Source organism: Acidovorax sp. ACV01 (assembly GCF_014851495.1).
GTDB lineage: Bacteria > Pseudomonadota > Gammaproteobacteria > Burkholderiales > Burkholderiaceae_C > Acidovorax > Acidovorax radicis.
The window spans coordinates 572731-591006 of record NZ_JACUZT010000003.1 but is presented as its reverse complement, the minus strand read 5'-3'; the positions used below and the strand labels follow the sequence as shown (position 1 = coordinate 591006).

Annotated in this window: 11 protein-coding genes; 8 read left to right on the top strand and 3 right to left on the bottom strand. The window is 67.2% G+C overall.

Translation table 11 applies throughout. The features are described 5' to 3' along the window. Positions 1-7: 7 nt before the first annotated feature. Together IB243_RS11375 and IB243_RS11370 are read left to right on the top strand one after the other, a co-directional pair. Positions 8-604: a hypothetical protein gene (locus IB243_RS11375; RefSeq protein ID WP_225584893.1), complete on the top strand. Its 597-nt coding sequence runs from the start codon at positions 8-10 to the stop codon at positions 602-604. Between the two features lie 53 nt (positions 605-657). Further along, entirely contained in the window at positions 658-1638 is a 981-nt protein-coding gene (locus tag IB243_RS11370) for an alpha/beta hydrolase (RefSeq protein ID WP_192427078.1), read from the top strand. A gap of 67 nt (positions 1639-1705) precedes the next feature. On the opposite strand, the gene uvrA is transcribed toward IB243_RS11370, so the two are convergent. After that, a complete protein-coding gene (gene uvrA / locus IB243_RS11365) occupies positions 1706-4762 on the bottom strand; it encodes an excinuclease ABC subunit UvrA (RefSeq protein WP_192427076.1) in 3057 nt (1018 codons plus the stop codon). Positions 4763-4896: 134 nt separating this feature from the next. Here uvrA and cysC point away from each other — a divergent pair, with 134 nt between their 5' ends. The 6 genes from cysC (at position 4897) to IB243_RS11335 (ending at position 11293) form a co-directional block, all read left to right on the top strand. Continuing rightward, positions 4897-5493, top strand: a complete 597-nt coding sequence (gene cysC / locus IB243_RS11360) for an adenylyl-sulfate kinase (RefSeq protein WP_192427074.1) — start codon at positions 4897-4899, stop codon at positions 5491-5493. A gap of 194 nt (positions 5494-5687) precedes the next feature. Then, positions 5688-6866: an MFS transporter gene (locus IB243_RS11355; protein WP_192427431.1), complete on the top strand. Its 1179-nt coding sequence runs from the start codon at positions 5688-5690 to the stop codon at positions 6864-6866. A gap of 127 nt (positions 6867-6993) precedes the next feature. Further along, a complete protein-coding gene (gene ssb / locus IB243_RS11350; protein WP_010464671.1) occupies positions 6994-7557 on the top strand; it encodes a single-stranded DNA-binding protein in 564 nt (187 codons plus the stop codon). 299 nt (positions 7558-7856) lie between these two features. Further along, positions 7857-8432, top strand: a complete 576-nt coding sequence (locus IB243_RS11345) for a hypothetical protein (RefSeq protein WP_192427073.1) — start codon at positions 7857-7859, stop codon at positions 8430-8432. An 83-nt stretch (positions 8433-8515) separates the two neighbouring features. After that, positions 8516-9229, top strand: a complete 714-nt coding sequence (locus IB243_RS11340; protein WP_010464675.1) for a Bax inhibitor-1 family protein — start codon at positions 8516-8518, stop codon at positions 9227-9229. A 423-nt stretch (positions 9230-9652) separates the two neighbouring features. Further along, positions 9653-11293, top strand: coding sequence for a hypothetical protein (locus tag IB243_RS11335; protein ID WP_225584892.1), 1641 nt, complete (start codon positions 9653-9655; stop codon positions 11291-11293). 240 nt (positions 11294-11533) lie between these two features. On the opposite strand, the gene IB243_RS11330 is transcribed toward IB243_RS11335, so the two are convergent. Together IB243_RS11330 and bcsB are read right to left on the bottom strand one after the other, a co-directional pair. Then, positions 11534-15850: a cellulose biosynthesis protein BcsC gene (locus IB243_RS11330; RefSeq protein WP_225584891.1), complete on the bottom strand. Its 4317-nt coding sequence runs from the start codon at positions 15848-15850 to the stop codon at positions 11534-11536. A 90-nt stretch (positions 15851-15940) separates the two neighbouring features. Then, positions 15941-18262 (bottom strand): cellulose biosynthesis cyclic di-GMP-binding regulatory protein BcsB, encoded by a 2322-nt coding sequence (bcsB, locus tag IB243_RS11325; RefSeq protein ID WP_192427071.1) that lies wholly within the window; start codon positions 18260-18262, stop codon positions 15941-15943. Positions 18263-18276 lie beyond the last annotated feature (14 nt).

Genomic DNA, 18276 nt, shown 5'->3' with positions numbered 1-18276 from the left:
TGCCGCCATGACCCCGCTGAACCGACCCACCGTGCACGACCTGTTGCAGCGCCCCGCGATGGCAGCGGGCGTTTTGATGTTCTCGGCCTCCATGGCCGTGCTGCTGGCCGCCTTGCTGGCGCTGGCCGCCCCGGCAGACGCCAACGCCCGCACCCACCGCAGTGTGGAGCACCACGCCGATGGCAGCACCACGGCACACACCGGCGTGGCCCGCAGCGGCCCGAATGGCGCGGTGCTGCGCGGCCGAGCCGTGACCACCGATGGGCGGGGCAACGCCAGCGTGACCAGCCGTGGCGCTGCCATGGGCGCGCAAGGTGGGATGGCCGTGCGCCAGGGCAGCACCACGCGCAATGCAGACGGCAGCGCCAGCCACAGCGGCGCTGTGTCGGCCGAGAACGCCCAGGGCAGCCTGCAAAGTAATGGCGGTGCCACCCGCAATGCCGATGGCACGGTGACGCAGGGCCGCACCACCACCGCGACCAGTGCAGCCACCGGCAACAGCGTGCAGACCCAAAGCAGCTATGGCAAAGACACGGGCCTCGCCCGTAGCGCCACCTGCTACGACGCGAGCGGCACTGCCATGCCCTGCCCAACACGCCCGTGAAACCGCTGCGAACCGCCCCGAATTTTCCACCCTCTCATTCCAGGAGCTTTGCCATGTCCTTGCGCTGCATCCTTTCCCTCACCACCCTGGCCACGCTCATGTTCACCGCCGCCAGCGTGCAGGCCCAGACCTCTGCCCAGAACGGTGGCCGCCTGCGTGCCCTCATCGCACAAAAGCAGGCCGCCGCCACACCGGCCGTGCTGTCTGCAGGCGTGCAGCGCATTGCCGATGTGCCCTATGGACCCGACCCTGCACAGCGCATGGATGTGTATGTGCCCACCAGCCTCACAGACTCCACGACGGGCACCAACAGCCTGTTGTCCAGCGCGGTGCGCGCGCCGGTCATCTTCATGGTGCACGGCGGCGGCTGGCGGCATGGCGACAAGGCCATGGGCCGCGTGGTGCAGGAGAAGGTGAACCGCTGGGTGCCTAAGGGCTTCATCCTCATCTCCATCAATTACCGCATGCTGCCCGACGCCCCCGTGGCCGTGCAGGAGCGCGATGTGCAGGCAGCCCTCATGGCCGCGCAGCAGCGCGCGGGCAACTGGGGCGGGGACCCGAGCCGCTTCATCCTCATGGGCCACTCGGCCGGTGCCCACCTGGTGGCCCTGCTCAATGCCCGCGCCCCGCAGGCACTGCGCGAAGGCGCCTGGCCGTGGCTGGGCACCGTCTCGCTGGACAGCGCCATGATGAACGTGCCGGCGCGCATGCGCGCCCCGCACCTTCCGCTGTACGACGACGCATTTGGCACTGACCCTGCTTATTGGGTGGCCATGTCGCCCTTCCACCAATGGACGGCGGGCGCTCCGCCGATGCAGATGGTGTGCTCGGCCCAGCGGGCTGACGACCCCTGCCAGCAATCCGATGCCATGGCCCGCCACGTGCGCAACCAGGGCGGCCGCGCCGAGGTGTTGCCGCAGGACCTGGACCATGGCGAAATCAACGCCCAACTGGGCCTGGACAGCGATTACACCCGCGCGGTGGAGGCCTTCATGGGATCGCTGGACGCTGAGGTGGCCCGGCGGCTGCAGTGATGCAGCGGCAATTTGCTCCTGAATCAATAGCTGCTAGCGCTTTATAGATAAGCGCCAGCAGCCATTTTCATTCAAATTTCGCCTGCAGGTAGGGCGCCAGATACCGCCCCGTATGGCTGGCCGGGTTGGCTGCCAGCTCCTCCGGCGTGCCCACGCCCACCACGGTGCCACCGCCCGCACCACCCTCCGGCCCCATGTCGATGAGCCAATCGGCGGTTTTGATCACGTCGAGGTTGTGCTCGATGATGACGATGGTGTTGCCCGCGTCGCGCAGCTGGTGCAGCACCTTGAGCAGCAGGTCAATGTCGGCAAAGTGCAGGCCCGTGGTGGGCTCGTCCAGGATGTAGAGCGTGCGGCCGGTGTCGCGCTTGCTCAGCTCCTGCGCCAGCTTCACGCGCTGCGCCTCGCCGCCCGACAGCGTGGTGGCCGCCTGGCCCAGGCGGATGTACGACAGGCCCACATCCAGCAGCGTCTGCAGCTTGCGGGCGATGGTGGGAACGTCCTTGAAGAAGGCGGCGGCGTCCTCCACCGTCAGCTCCAGGATCTGCGCGATGTTCTTGCCCTTCCACAGCACTTCCAGCGTCTCGCGGTTGTAGCGCTGGCCGTGGCAGATGTCGCAGGGCACGTACACGTCGGGCAGGAAGTGCATCTCCACCTTCACCACACCGTCGCCCTGGCAGGCCTCGCAGCGGCCCCCGGCCACGTTGAAGCTGAAGCGCCCGGGGCCGTAGCCGCGCTCCTTGGCGGTGTTCACCTCGGCCATCAGCTCGCGGATGGGGGTGAACAGGCCGGTGTAGGTGGCGGGGTTGCTGCGCGGCGTGCGGCCAATGGGGCTCTGGTCGACGTTGATGACCTTGTCGAAATACTCGATGCCCACGATCTCGTCGTGCGCGGCCGGTTCTTCGTGCGCGCGGTACAGCTGGCGGGCCACGGCGGCGTACAGCGTGTCGTTGACCAGCGTGCTCTTGCCCGAGCCCGACACGCCCGTCACGCAGGTGAGCAGGCCCACGGGGAAGTCCACCGTCACACCCTTCAGGTTGTTGCCCGTGGCGCCTGCCACCCGCAGCGCCTGCAGGGCGCCCTGGCGTGCGTGGTGCTCGGCCATGCGTTCGGCGCGGCGTTTGCTGGCTTCGGTCTGCGGAAAGCGCGACTTGGCCTTGGCCTCCACCACGGGTGCGGCCTGCTCGAGCACCGGCAGCCAGGGCGTGCGGCGCGGGGGCACGGCAATCGAGCGCACGCCCGACAGGTACTGGCCCGTGAGCGACTGTGTGTTGCCACGCACTTCGTCGTACGTGCCCTGCGCCATCACGCGCCCGCCGTGCACGCCCGCACCGGGGCCCATGTCGATCACATGGTCGGCGGCGCGCATCATGTCTTCGTCGTGCTCGACCACGATCACGCTGTTGCCGATGTCGCGCAGGTGTTTGAGCGTGGCGATCAGCCGGTCGTTGTCGCGCTGGTGCAGGCCGATGCTGGGCTCGTCCAGCACGTACATCACGCCCGTGAGGCCCGAGCCGATCTGGGACGCGAGGCGGATGCGCTGCGCCTCGCCCCCGGAGAGGGTCTCGGCGCTGCGGTCCAGGCTCAGGTAGCTCAGGCCCACGTCGTTCAGGAACTGCAGGCGCGTGGCGATCTCGCGCACCACCTTGTCGGCGATCTCGGCCTTGGCGCCCGTGAGCTTCAGGTCGTTGAACCAGGTGTGGGCGGTGTTCAGTGTGGCGTGGCTCACTTCAAAGATGGCGCGGGCCTGCTCGCCCTCGCCCAGCCGCACGTGGCGGGCTTCGCGGCGCAGGCGAGTGCCGTGGCATTCGGGGCAGGGCTGGGTGCTGCGAAAGCGCGCGAGGTCCTCGCGCACCACCACCGAATCGGTCTCGCGGTAGCGCCGCGACATGTTGGGGATGATGCCCTCGAAGGGGTGCTTCTTGGCATACACCTTGCCCTTGGAGGCACCGCTGTCCATGATGTAGCTGAAGGCGATTTCTTCCTCGCCCGAGCCGTGCAGGATGGCGTGCTGCACCGGTGCGGGCAGCGACTCGAACGGCGCCTCGATGTTAAAGGCGTAGTGCTTGGCCAGGCTCTCGAGCATCGCAAAGTAGTAGCCGTTGCGCCGGTCCCAGCCCTTGATGGCACCGCTGGCCAGGCTCAGCGTGGGGAAGGCCACCACACGCGCCGGGTCGAACACGTCGCGCTGGCCGATGCCGTCGCACGCAGGGCACGCGCCCATGGGCGAGTTGAACGAGAACAGGCGCGGCTCCAGCTCGGGCAGCGAGTAGCTGCACACGGGGCAGGCGAACTTGCTGCTGAACAGGTGCTCTTGGCCAGTGTCCATCTCCAGCGCCAGCACGCGGCCGTTGCCCTCGTGCCCGCCCACGCGCAGCACCGACTCGATGCTCTCGGCCAGCCGCTGCTGCAGGTCGGCCCGCACCTTGATGCGGTCGATCACCACGTCGATGTTGTGTTTCTCGGTTTTCTTGAGCGCGGGCAGGTTCTCGTGCTCGTAGATCTGGCCGTCCACGCGAAAGCGCACGTAGCCCAGCGCCTGCATCTGCGCGAACAGCTCGGTGAACTCGCCTTTCTTCTCGCGCGCCACGGGAGCCAGCAGCATGAGCTTGGTGTCTTCGGGCAGGGCCAGCACGGCATCCACCATCTGGCTCACCGTCTGTGCGGCCAGCGGCAGGTTGTGGTCGGGGCAATACGGCGTGCCAGCGCGGGCGTACAGCAGACGCAGGTAGTCGTGGATCTCGGTCACCGTGCCCACGGTGGAGCGCGGGTTGTGGCTGGTGGCCTTCTGCTCGATGCTGATGGCGGGCGACAGGCCCTCGATCAGGTCGACATCGGGCTTGTCCAGCCGCCCCAGAAACTGCCGGGCGTAGGCCGACAAACTTTCCACATAGCGGCGCTGCCCCTCGGCGTAGAGTGTGTCGAACGCCAGGCTCGACTTGCCCGAACCCGACAACCCGGTGATCACCACCAGCTGGTTGCGCGGGATGTCGAGGTCGATGTTCTTGAGGTTGTGCGTGCGCGCCCCCCGGATGCTGATGCGCTGCTCACGCAGGGCGCGGGCGAGGTAAAGGCCGCTGCTGTCAGCAGCTTGGGCATCGGTGGGGGAATGGGAGTCGGTCACGGAGTGGGGAAACAGCAGGGAAACCGATCATGATAGGTCAAGCCCCGTGACCTTGCCCACCGCACCCATCCCCGGTGCTGCGCGTACCGCCATGCCGTTACCATGGCACGCCATATCCATTTGCTAGCGCCAAAGTGAAAGACTCCACAACACCCCACACACCCCATGTCCATGCCCAGGCGCTGACCGTGACCCGTGCGGAGCGCGAGCAGCTGGGTGGCCACCCCGGCCGGGTGATCTGGCTCACCGGCCTGTCGGGTGCGGGCAAATCGACCATTGCCAACGCACTGGAGCGCGCACTCAATCGCCAGGGCAAACGCACCTACATCCTGGACGGGGACAACATCCGCCAGGGGCTGAACCAGGACCTGGGCTTTTCGGACGCGGACCGGGCAGAGAACATCCGGCGCGTCGCGCAGGTGGCCCGCCTTTTTGTGGATGCGGGCGTGATCGTGGTGGTGGCCTTCATTTCGCCCTTCTGCGCAGAGCGCCAGGCGGCCCGGGAACTGTTCGCCCCCGGGGATTTTCTGGAAGTGTTTGTCGATGTGCCCCTGGCACTCGCCGAAGAGCGCGACCCCAAGGGCCTGTACCGCAAGGCCCGCACAGGCGAGCTGCGCCAGTTCACGGGCATTGATTCGCCCTACGAGCCACCGCTGGCCGCCGAGCTGGTGCTGCCCACAGCCGAGCTCACGCCCCAGGAATGCGTGCAGCGGATCTGCGGTTTGCTGTGAGCCTTTGGGCCGGTCAGCCCTGCCTTGCGGGGCGTGGCACGGCCCCGCGCATGCCCACGCGGATCGAGGCGCTTGCGCAATGGGCGAAAATCCCTGCTTTACCTGCCCCATAGGGCACCACCGTGCCGGAATCTCCTTCTTCACTTGCGGGCGCTGCCCCGCCGCCCCTGTCGCCATCGCCTTCCGGCAATGCCATGACCCCGCTGGAGCGCCGCTCCAGCCTCAGCCTGGCGCTGATCTTTGCGCTGCGCATGCTGGGCCTGTTCCTGGTTCTGCCCGTGTTTGCGCTGGAGGCCCGCAAATACCCCGGTGGGGATGACCCCGCCCTGGTGGGGCTTGCCATGGGCATCTACGGCCTGACGCAAGCCGTGCTGCAGTTGCCGCTGGGCATGGCATCCGACCGGTTTGGGCGCAAGCGCGTGATCGTGCTGGGCCTGCTGGTGTTTGCGGCGGGCAGCCTGCTGGCCGCGCTGGCCGATTCGCTCACGGGGCTGCTGGTGGGCCGCGCGCTGCAAGGCGCCGGGGCCGTATCGGCCGCCGTGACCGCCCTGCTGGCCGACCAGACCCGCGACGCCGTGCGCACCAAGGCCATGGCGCTGGTGGGCGGCAGCATTGGCCTGATGTTTGCCGTGGCGCTGGTGGCCGCCCCCGTGCTGGCCGCCCACATCGGCCTGGCGGGCCTGTTCGGGCTAACCTGCGCGCTGGCGCTGGCGGGTGTGGCGGTGGTGGTCTGGTGGGTGCCCGCAGAACCCGCGCGGCACCAGAACGCCCCCCGGGGCCGCCTGGCCGATGTGTGGGGCCACCCCGACCTGCTGCGCCTGAACCTGGGTGTGTTCGTGCTGCACACCGTGCAACTGTCGATGTGGGTGGCCGTGCCGGCCATGCTGGTGCAGGCAGGCCTCGCCAAGGACCACCACTGGCAGGTCTACCTGCCTGCGGTGGTGCTGTCGTTTGTGGCCATGGGCGGGCTCTTCGCGCTGGAGCGCGCGGGCAGGCTGCGCGCAGCACTGCTGGGTGCCATCGCGCTGGTGCTGCTGGTGCAGGCGGGCCTGGGCCTGCTGTCGGCCGGCGGCAACACGCCGACACTGTGGGTGCTGGGGCCTTTGCTGTTTGTGTTTTTTTGCGGATTCAACGCCCTGGAGGCCAGCCAGCCCAGCCTGGTGTCGCGCATGGCGCCAGCACAGCTGCGTGGCGCGGCGCTGGGCAGCTACAACACGCTGCAGTCGCTGGGCCTGTTTGCGGGCGGCGCACTGGGCGGCGCACTGGTGAAATGGGCCGGCGCTCCGGGCCTGTTTGCCGTCACCACGGTCCTCACGGCGCTGTGGCTGGTACTGACCTGGCCCCTGCGGCCCGTGGGGCGCGGCGGGCACTGAGCGGCGAACCGCGCCACGCCGCCAGGGCTTCCATTGCGGGCCGGTTGCGGCACAATGGCGCGTTTGGCGCCCGGAAACCCTCTCCAAATCCGGCGCTTCGTTACCCCTTTAAGGCAAAGACAGCACCATGGCATCCGTAAACAAAGTCATCATCGTCGGCAACCTGGGCCGCGACCCTGAAATGCGCACTTTCCCCAGTGGCGACCAGGTGGCCAACGTGACGATTGCCACCACCGACAAGTGGAAAGACAAGCAGTCTGGCGAAATGAAGGAAGCCACCGAGTGGCACCGCGTGGTCTTCAACGGCCGCCTCGCCGAGATCGCAGGCCAGTACCTGCGCAAGGGCTCGCAGGTGTATGTGGAAGGCAGCCTGCGCACCCGCAAGTGGACCGACCAGAGCGGCGTGGAAAAGTACAGCACCGAGATCCGTGCCGACCAGATGCAGATGCTGGGCAGCCGCCAGGGCATGGGCGGTGGCCAGGGTGGTGGTGGCCAGCAAGGCGGCGGTTATGACGATGGCGGCTACGGTGGTGGTGACCAGGGCGGCGGCTACGACCAGGCCCCCCGCCGCGCCGCGCCCCCGCCACGCCCCATGGCGGCCCCTGCACAGCGCCCAGCACCCGCGCCCGTGGCACAGGCACCCCGCGCAGCCTCGGGTTTTGACGACATGGATGACGACATCCCGTTCTAAATACCAAACGACTGCACTTCAGACACCAGGCCCGCAGCGCAGACGCTGCGGGCCTTTTTTATGCGCCAGCGCGCTGAAGATGCCGTGGCGACCGCGCGCGGCGCTTGTACAACGACCCGCGCCACTGCCACCCCCTCAGCTTGTCCAGTGCGGCACCGGTGCAACGGCGCCAACACTTTCTTACACCCGTTGCGCCCAACTCGAAGATCATCGTGCCCTTGTCGGCGCCTGGCACCCAGCGCAGCCGGCAATTTCTGGCCTGTACCAACAACATTCAACAACACAAGAGAGGGATAGCCATGCCAGGCTTCGTTCGCAAGATTCTGATTTTCGTCACTGGTTACGCTTGGCTGCTGCTGCTGGCCGGGCCGGGCCTGATCGCCCTGTCGGTGTACAGCGGCTGGAAGGCCGATGGCAACCATGCCTATGCGGCGCGGGAAAGCCTGGAAACCGTGGCGGGCACGGTGACACAGGCCTCCGAGGTCACGGTCAAGCGCAAGCGCCGCACGACCAAGAAGTTCTACGAAATCAGCGTCAAGCCCGATGGCGCAGTTGCCGAGGCGCGCAAGCTGCGCATCGACTACAGCACGCCCCAGGAACTGGTGGGCAACCTGATCGACGAAAAGATCACCGCGCTGGTGGACAAGAGCGACAACGACCTGGTGTACGAAGTGGCGGTCGATGGAAAGCCCGTGATCAGCTATGAGGCGACCAAGCAGCGCCTGCAGGCCGAGGCCGCGTCCTCCGCCCAGTCCTTCAGCGGAGCTGGCACCTGGATCTTCGCGATCTTGCTGACCCTGATCGGCGCTGCAGGTGTGTGGTCCAACCGCAGGCTGCGCGCTGCGGACCAGGAACAGCAGCTCAGCGCCGCCTGACGATTTTTCACCGAGAGGGAGGGAGGAGTGCGCCTGCCGCGCCTTTCCTCTGATTACACAACGAACCCATAGAGGAATGTGCCATGAACCCCAATGCCCTGACCCCTTCGACGCCGGAAGGCGCACCGTTTGAACGGCGCGATTTCATCGTCTCTACCTATAAGCACCTTGGCGCGGCCATGCTGGCCTTTGTGGTGCTGTCCGCTGTCTTGATGGTGTCCGGATTCTCGGGCACCACCGCCAAGATGCTGCTGGGCAGCGGCAACAAATTCATCTGGCTGGGCGTCATGGGCGCGTTCATGCTGGTGGGCTGGCTGGCCTCGTACATGGCCGACAACTCTGAAAACCCGCAAACACAGCTGATGGGCCTGGGCCTGTACGTGCTGGCAGAAGGCCTGATCTTCGCGCCGATGTTCGGCATCGCACAGATCGTGGCCCCTGGTGCCATTGGCGCTGCGGCCTTCATCACGCTGCTGCTCGTGGGCGCGCTCACCTGGACGGCATTCACCACCAAGACCGACTTCTCGTTCCTGGGCGGCATCCTGAAGGTGGGCGGCCTGGTGGCCCTGGGCACCATCATTGCCGGCGCCATCTTCGGCTTCAAGCTGGGCATCTGGTTCTCGGGGATCATGGTGCTGTTTGCCGGCGCCTGCGTGCTGTACGACACCTCGCGCATCATCCACGACTACCCCGCTGACCGTCCCGCGGGCGCTGCGCTGCACCTGTTTGCCTCGATCGCGCTGATGCTCTGGTACGTGCTGCGCATCCTGATCAGCCTGGCGACCAACGACGACTGAGCCGCTGTCCACCACGCCCAGCGCGGTGACAAGGGCCGGTTCCTGCAAAGGGGCCGGCCCTTTTTCTATGCCACGGGCTGAAATTCCATCAAAAATAGGCCCCAGCGCTTAATGGATATGCGGCAAATGCTACTTAATTGATAGCAAATGAGAGTTTATGCATCCTGGTGCACTGAGTGGTCTCGGCCATGCCACCCTCAGGTGGCCGCATTTCGCGCGGGCGCGCTGCAGCCACACCGCCTGCAGCGCAACACTTGCATGCCATTTTCCTGTCGTCCCTGGCGCCCGCTGCTGGCACAATTGGATACAGCAAGACAGCCAGCATGCGACCGTGCGCGCTCGCTGGCCCATCGATAGCGCCTGGCGCGCCACGGCGGCTTCTCGAAGAATCTCCATCACCCACTGTTCCTCTTTCTGTCCATCATGCGCAAATACTTCTGGCTATCCTTGACCTGTGCGGCGCTGCTCGCCAGTTGCGGCGGCGGCTCGTCCGACGGCGAAGACGTGGGCCCAGCCCCGGGCGTGCAGCAATTCCCTGGCGGCGTATGGGAGGGCACGGTGGGCACCGGCGTGGCGCAGCGGCAGGTGGTCGGTTACATCGATCCCGGCCCACTGGGCACCGGGGGCGAGTTCTACATGGCACGCGAGGCCCCGGGTGCGGCCGGTTTTGACGCGTTTTACGGACGCCTGAATGTCAACGTGACCGCAGTGCTGGCCACCGGCGTCACCTACTACTCGGTCCAGGACGGCAAATTTGCCTCGGGCCTGACCCTCCGTGGCACGGCATCGAACAGCGGCAAGATCGGCCGCACGGACGGCATCAGCGGCAACTACAGCGACCCGGTGCAGACAGCCGCCGCATCGGGCGCCGTGGTGCCGATCAAGCTCGCGTACAGCAGCCTCAATTTTCATCCAGCCCGCGCGAGCCTGGTCGAGGGCACGTACCGGGGCACAGGCCTGTTTGGTGGCGGATGGGTGCTCACGGTCACCCCCCAGGGCCAGCTCTCGGGCCGCGTCGGTGGCTGCCTGGTGACCGGCTCGGCCACACCACGCGCCGCAGACTCCCCGCTGTACTCGATGACACTGAATCTCTCGGGCGATACCACCTCCTGCGAGGCCAGCGGCACCCAGCAGTCCGGCATCGCCGTGCTGCGGTTTGACGCAGCGGGCGTCCCGAACGGCATCTGGGTGTTCACGCGCAATGCGACGGGCCCGAACAACACCTTCACCCTCAACGGCATCGCCGACCCCCGCACCACGGTGCCGCCTTCCACCACGCCGTTGTCGGTGGCAGGCAACTGGCAGGGCTCGTTCACGCTGCCTGCAGGCGTGATTGGCGATACGACCGTCTGGGGCAGCGTGCTGCCGGACGGCGGCCTGTTCTTCTACACCAACAGCAGCCTGGACCACAACGCGCTGTACGGCCGGCTCATCCGGTACGAGAACAACGCCACGAACAACCGGTTTGTGACAGCCAACGACGGGGTGTTCTTCAACCGCCTGCTGGCCAACACGGGCGCGTACAACGAGTCCGTGCTGATCGATGGCACGCTGCAAAGCGGCAATGGCACCAGCACTGCTGGCCTGTTCAGCGGCAGCTTCAGCTATCCCACGCAACCGGGCGGCTTCCCCACCCGCTTCAGCGTCACGCCCGACCCGCTGTACGCCCTGCCCTCGGGCAAGGTGCCCAACGCGGCCTTGATCATCGGCACCTACAAGATGGCAGGCACGGGTTTTGGGGGCGACACCACGACGCTGACGGTGTTTGCCGACGGCGCCATCACCGGCCTGACCACCAGCGGCTGCGAAGTGGCGGGCAAGCTCCTGGGCGAGCTGGGCAGTGGCCTGAACCTGTACCGCGTCGAAGCGTTTGGCTATCTCAACAGCCCCAACGCGCCCATCACCTGCGGCCTGTCCTCCGGCCCACCGCAGTCCGGCTCGGCATCGGCGCAATTTGACGCGAATGGCAAGGTGATCGGCCTGCGCATCCTGACCGCCGGATTGTCTGTGGCGGGCACGCGTGCCCACACGGTGTTTGTGGGCGCCAAGCAGACCACGCCGTAACGGCAGGGGGCACCCCTCGCGCTATGCGGGGGTGTGCCAACCGGTGCAATTGCTGCGGTACCACTGTGAGTGGCTCGCGGGTCTTGGCTTTCAGTGCCTTCGCCCCGCGCATGTGCCGTCAGGCATGCAGACAGCCCTCCCGCCACACGCGGGTTGCCAACAAAAAAAAGGCCCGTCGCACAGGAAGTGCGACGGGCCTTTTTGTGACTTGCAGAGAGCGGGTGAACGCCCTGGAAAAGTTCAGTAGCTATACGGTGACCGCAACGGGTTCACCGGGAACGCCTGCAGGCCGTTGTAGGGCTGGAAGGCATAGCGCACATACAGGCCGCCCGCAAATTCGCGGTAGTTGCGCGCATTGTTGAGCGCAAGGTGCCCGCCCACGAACACCTGTGGATGCATCTGGTACTCCATGGCCGCGCCCAGGTTGTAGCCCAGGCCCGTGCGGGACTGGCCGGGGTAGATGGCCGTGGCGCCCGTTTCGCCAAAGGCCAGCGCGTCGGCGGCGGCCTGGACGGCCGACACCTGCCGCGAAGGGCTGTTGGGGAAATACGGGGCCGCATCTTCCTTGAAATACTGCACGCCCACCGAGCCCTTGAGCTGGTAGGACAAACGGCCATTGCGCTGGGCCCATTCGACAGGAATGCCAAAGGACACAAACTGCTGCGGGCTGAAGTAGCCGCCGTGGCCCACCGTGAAGTAGCGCAGGTTGCGCTGGTACGACAGCCCCGTGAAACTCAGGCCGGCCGTGAGATCGGCGTTCGATGTGCGGTGCACGTGCCAATACATCCCGCCACCCAGCTCGGCCCGCGCATTGCTGCGCACGCGGGTGCCGGTCAGGCCATGCAGGGAACCATAACCATAGATCCCCAGTTCGCCGTCGTCCCAGGTCAGGTCGGCACGTCCGCCAGAGGCAGACACGCCGCCCCAGCGGTCGCCCGTGCGGGCGTCGCGGACACCGGCAAATGACAGCAGGCTGTCGGTCACCGGGCGGCGCGAGAGGTCCACGGCCACAGTCAGGTCGTCGGTGATGGCGGTGCGGTATCTCACACCGGCCGTCACATCGGACTGTCCGAAGCCGAGCGGCGTGCTACCGATGTCTGCCCGGAAGCCTCCGCTTTCATAGCCCACGCTCAGCCCGATGCCGCTGTCGCTCTGCGAGCCCGCGCCACGTTCTGGCATTGCGAGGGCTGTGACCGGGCCGCCGCCAAAACGGCTGATGGTGCCATAGGGCGAGCCGGGCGAACCTGCGCTGGCGCCCGTGGGGGTGACCCCCAGCAACAGGTGCCCATCACCCACGCTCATCTTCAACTGCACCGGTGCTTCGATCTCCGAGAGCTGGCTCATGCCCGCCTCGCCCTGCCGCGCGCGCGCGACCGCGCCCACCGAGAACGAAGAAATCTGGCTTTGCTGCACTTCGCGCAGTTCGTCGCGGGCCGTCCGAGGCCGTGTGGGGTCGGGCACGTTGCCCAGGCCCGCCGTGGCCCAGGCGGAAGGGGCTGCCGGGGCAGGCATTGCGCGCTGTGGGGGCAAGGACTGCGCACCGCCCGCATACCCAGCACCGTAAGCCTGGGCCGGGGTGAAGTAGCCCGCCGCAGCCGCTGGCTGCGCACCCATCGGTTGCATTGGCTGTGCGGACGGCACATAGGCAGGCGCCATGGCCGGTGTCGCCGCAGGGGCCATTGCCGACCGTGGGGCGGAGGAGGGCAGCGCCGCTGCGTTGCGCCGTGCCGCATTGGCCGAAGCCGCCGTATCGGCTGCAGCCACCGGGCTGGACGCCTCGGGGTAGTAGCTGGCGGGCGTCATGGGAGCGGCCTGTGCATAGGCCTGCGGTGCCGTGCCAAAGCGGCTCGCTCCCGCCGGGTCCGGTATGTAAAGGCCTGCAGGTGCGTTGCTGCGCGCCACCGGCTGGGGCGCGTACTGCTGGGGGGTGTAGCCCACCGGGGAACGTGCCACTGCAGCGACGCCCGGCACCGAGAGGCCGCCACCGGTACGCTGCTGCAGCGCTGCGCGCTGGGCAAACGGATTGCCCATGCGTGCAGGCCCCGCCGCCACACCACTGGCGGCCAGCACGGCATCGCGCTGCGCGTTCTCGGCGGCAACGGCGGCCGTGAAGAATTCAGTGGCCTTCGAATTTTTGCCCTGCACCCGGTACAGCCGCCCGGCGGCCGTCAGCACTTCGGGATCACGGGGCGCGCGCGCGAGCGCCACAGACAACAGCGACTCCGCATAGCCGTAGTCCTTGGCGCCCGTGGCCATGGCGGCGGTCTGCAGGATCAGAGGCACATCATTGGGAGACTTTTCCAGCAGCCGTGCGTACAGCGCCTGCGCCTGGGCGTAGTCATTGTTGGCCGCATACATGCGGGCCAGAGCCGCCATCGCCAAGGGCTCATCGGGCTGTTCGGCCAGCAGGGGGACGAGCGTGTCGTACGCCGTGACCAGATCACCGGCCTCACGCAGGCCGTCGGCCTGGCGCACGATGTAGGCGCGGCGGATGTCGCTGAAGCTCTTGCGCTCGCGGTCATTCATGGGGGCCGTCTGCAGCTGCCGCAGGATGCCCGCCAGTTCCACGTCCTGCTGGGTCTTGAGCAAGGTAGCCGCGTACTGCAGGCGCAGGCCCACATCGGGCCGGGGGGTGCGGGCCAGCACCTGGCGCACCATGCCCAGCGCGCGCTGCGGATCGCCGGCATCCGCATAGGCCAGGGCCAGGGCGCCCAGCAGCTCGGGGTCTTGCGTGGCAAAGGACTCGGCCTGGGCCAGGGTGGCCAGGGCTTCCATCTGGCGGCCTTCCGCTGCCAGCGCCGACGCCGCCGAAGTCTGCACATGCACCCACACCCGTTTTTGCAGCGCGGCGATGTCACGCGTGCGGTGCTTTTCTGGAACGCGGTCCAGCAAGGCCAGTGCGCTAGGCCAGTCACCCGCCTCCGAGGCCAGCAAGGCGCTGGCATACAGGGCTTCGGGCATGTTGGGGTTGGACAGCAGCAGCCCGTCCATCACGCCCCGCGCCTCCGCCACCGCCCCCATGCGCAGGTACAGGCGGGCGAGGTCCAGCCGCACCCAGGGGCTGGCCGGGTCGTTCAGCAGGGCATCTTCCAGCGCAGCACGGGCGGCCGCGGTGTCGCCACGCTCTGTCGCGGCGCGTGCCCGGCCCAGGGCCTGCGAGGCACGCAGGCGCCCCAGGGCCCCCACCTTTTCCTGTTGCGAGGGCGACAGCTTCTCGACCAGCGCCAGGGCTTCGGCCGCCTTGTTGTTCTGCGCCAGTACACCCACCAGGCCCCGCACTGCATCGGGGTTGTCGGCCTGGCGCGCCAGCACGCGCCGGTAGGCGGCCTCTGCCGCGTCGTACTGGCCATCTTCGACCAGCAGGTCTGCCAGATCGGTTTCGGCCGTGACTTCCGCCGGATTCAGCCGCACGGCCTGCTCCAGCGAACGCCGCGCCGCCGCTGTCTCGCCACGGTCACGTTCGGTGGTGGCCTGCTCCACCAGGCTCCAGTAGGCGGCACTGTCCAGCGCCTGCTTCCAGCGACTGGCCGAGCCCGCGCGCGAGGCACGCTCCAGCAGCCCCCGTGCTTCGGAAAACCGCTCCTGGCGCAGCCGCAGGATGCCGAGACCACCCAGTGCATCGCCATCGGTGGGGCGCGACTCCAGCACGTTCAGAAATGCAGCCTCCGCGGCATCCAGTTCGCCGTCGTCCAGTGACTGGAAACCCGCCGTGGTCCGCTGGCGCAGTGGGTCGGCGGTCCGGACGGGGGCGGCCTGGGTTTGCTTTTGCAGGTTCTGGGCCTGCGCCAGGCGCGTTTGCACCGCCGTGTCCCCGGGGTTGGCACGCAGAAATTCCTGGTACAGCGGAATGTCGGCCGAGCGATTTCCCGTCCAGGCGAGCGCCTTGCGCCAGCTCTCCGTCGCGGCCTTGCCCACGTCAGGGCGCCCCGCCAGCCGCGCCAGCTGGGTTACACCCTCACGGCGCGTGGCGTCGCGGTAGGTCAGGTGCTGCGCCAGGGCCAGCGCGATTTGCGGGTCTTCGGGGGATTCCTGCGCCAGGCGGCTCAGGCCCCGGCGGGCCTCGTCCCAGCCGCCCGCCGTGGCGCCCAGGGTCTGGTAATACTCCAGCGCCAGCGGACCAGTGGGCGGGCGGTCTCCCAGCGCGGCCTGGTAAGTACTCAAGGCTTGGTTGGCCTGCCCGCTGCGGGCCTGCTGGCGCGCAGTTTCGATCTGGGGCGCGCTGCGGCCTGTGCGGATGGATTCCTGCAGGCGACTCACCAGCGGACTGCGCGGGTGGGCCGCCTGCAACTGGTTCAGGTAGCGCTGGGCGCCTTCGGGACGCTGGGCATTGAGCTCCACCAGCGCCATCCCGTATAGGGCCTGGGCGTTCTGGGGGTTGATGCGCAGCAGCTTCTGCCATGCCTCTCCCGCGCGCTCGGTGTCACCGCGCTCTTGCCAGTACTGCCCCTGGTCCAACAGGGTCTGCTCGGCCCCGGTCTGCGCCCAGGCGGCAGCAGGCGCCATCAGCGAGGCCAGCAGCCCCATGGCGAGTGTGTGATGACGACGTTTGGAGGACATGCCTTCCTTCTCCCTGCGAGGCTCCTGGCCACCAAAGTGCCAGGAATGTGTTGCGTGATTCAGAAACGGCGGGGCGTGCTCTGCACTGCCTCAGCCTTTTTGCTTCAGTCGGGCCCGTGCGCGCGCTCTCAGCGACAGGTACATGATGATCGCAATCAGCACCGCCGCCGACACGCCCAGCACAATCAGCAGCAACGGGTTGCGCGAAAGAAACCATTGCGAGTAGAGGAAGGGGCCCAACTGACCCACATGGTAGTTTTTCTCGGCGACCAGGCTGTCGACCTGTTTGCCACGGATCACCGTGGTGCTGCCCTGCACATGCTTGAGCAGTTCGGCGTCCAGCAGTGCGTCCATCACCTGCGAAAGGCCCGCCGGCTGGTTGCTGGCCACGAGCACCACGCTGCGGCCACTGCGCAACGGCGATTCAAAACCCGCCACCAGCGCGTCGGTGCTGGTGCTGGAGAACGCGACCTGGCTGCGCCGGGCATGCACGCCAGATTCCTGGCCAAAACCCCACCAGCGCATCAGGCGGTTGGCGAAATCCGACATCTGGAAACTCTTCGCATCGCCCTGCAAGGCGGCGGGAATGGATCTGGCCCATTGCTTGAGCAGGGGCTGGTTGCCACCGGAGGCGATGACCAGCAGGTCCTTGTCGGCGAGGCGATCCACCTGCTGGGCCTGCGCCACGGTCACGCCCAGGGCCGGGTAACCCGTAACGCGCCCCATGACACCCATCAAACCCAGATAAGCCGCGTACTCCTGCGCGCCCGGCTTGTCCGGCATCACCACGGCAGATTCTGAAAGGTCCGCCATGCGGGTGAACGGGAACCCGGCATTGCCAAAGGCCGCCAGGTCCGGCATGGCAATGAAATGCGGGAAGCCGGAGATGTCGATGGTCGAATCGGCCTCCACCGAACCTCGAACGTTGTCGAGAGGCACGTCCTTGCAGGCGCCCTGCTTGACCACGTCGTAGTAGTAATGCATCTGCAGCTGCGACTGGGCTGGCAGCTTGAACAGCGGGATGTGGAAGGTCTCGCGCTCCGGCGCCATCTCGCCCTTGGGCATCACCGTCGTCAGCAGGCGGTCCAGCGCACCGGGCTCTTCATGGTTCACCGCGTGCAAGGGCAGCGAACGCAGGAATTGCTGGTTCACATTGATGTTGAGGGTGGATTTGTCGGCGTTGGGACGCGGTGTGTAGCGATAGCGCAGGTCCACCGGAATGCCCTTCTGGCGCCATGCGAAAAGATCGGGCGGCAAGAAGAAGTTCAGGCGGATCAGATCCGGCGAGTATCCAGACACATTGAGCGCCTCGGCCTCTACCAACTCCCCAAACTTCACGGGCCGGTCATTGGCCAGCCAGTTGGGCGCGTCGTAGGGCTTGCGGGGCTTGAGTTCCGTGACCTCGGTGATCCGCGCAAGCGGGCCAGACAGTGCCGAGGAGCCAATGGCCAGCGCCTTGGCGGCGACGCCAAGCTCGGCCTCGTCCCGCCCCATGACCAGCAACAGCTTGCCGTTGCGGTCTGCAGGGTGGCTCACCACGGCCACGGTGGGGCCCTGGATGTCTGGCAGGGTCAAGCCGGCAGGGGCCTGCGCCTTGCCCGCAATCATCACCACGGCGTTGCCACGCGCCGGAAGCTCGCCCACGAGCGATGGGAACCTGGCGCCCCGGAAACCTGCCAGCGCACCAAACCACGACGACATCGTGCCAGCGGCCTGCAAGGTGCCCGTGTTGGGCGCTGCACCGAACACCATGGGCAGTTCCAACGGCCGCACATCCCGTCGATCGAAGAAAGGCTGCGGCAGCAGCGCCAGATCGTTCGTCTGGGCCACGGGTGCCACCGTCAGTTCCAGCACGCTGTCGTTGCCGACGTTGGCCCACAGGCTGGAGTGCAGCGGGTCTTCGCACTCCATCGTGTAATGGCCGATGAGCTGCAGGTTCAGCCGGTTGAACTCGGTAATGAGGCGCGGCGGGATGACGATCTCGCGCTGCAGGTTTTCGCCCCCCTGCTGTGTGGTCACAGGGATGGTGGCCGCCACCTGCTCGTTCACCAGCACCTTGATGTGGGACAGGTTGGGAAGCAGGGCGGGGGAGTAGGAATAGTTCAGCTTCAGTCGGGCGCCCGTGACCACTTCGTCGTTGCGCACGCTGAACGCCACGCCGCTGGTGCCATCGACGCCACGCAACTGCAGCGGAAACAGGGCTCCCAGGTCCTTGAAACTGGTGCGGTGCACGCGCACCCCACTTTCCGAGGACTGCGCCGCAGGCGTCATCTCCCTCCCAGCAGCCGCTGGTGCGGGGGCTGCAGAGAGCTGGGACACAGGCACGGCGGTCCCTGCCAGTACCAAGGCCAGCATGGCAGGCAGCATGCGCTTGCGCGGCAGCCGCGCTGTCGGATGTCTTTTGGAAATCATGGTTGGAATCTTTG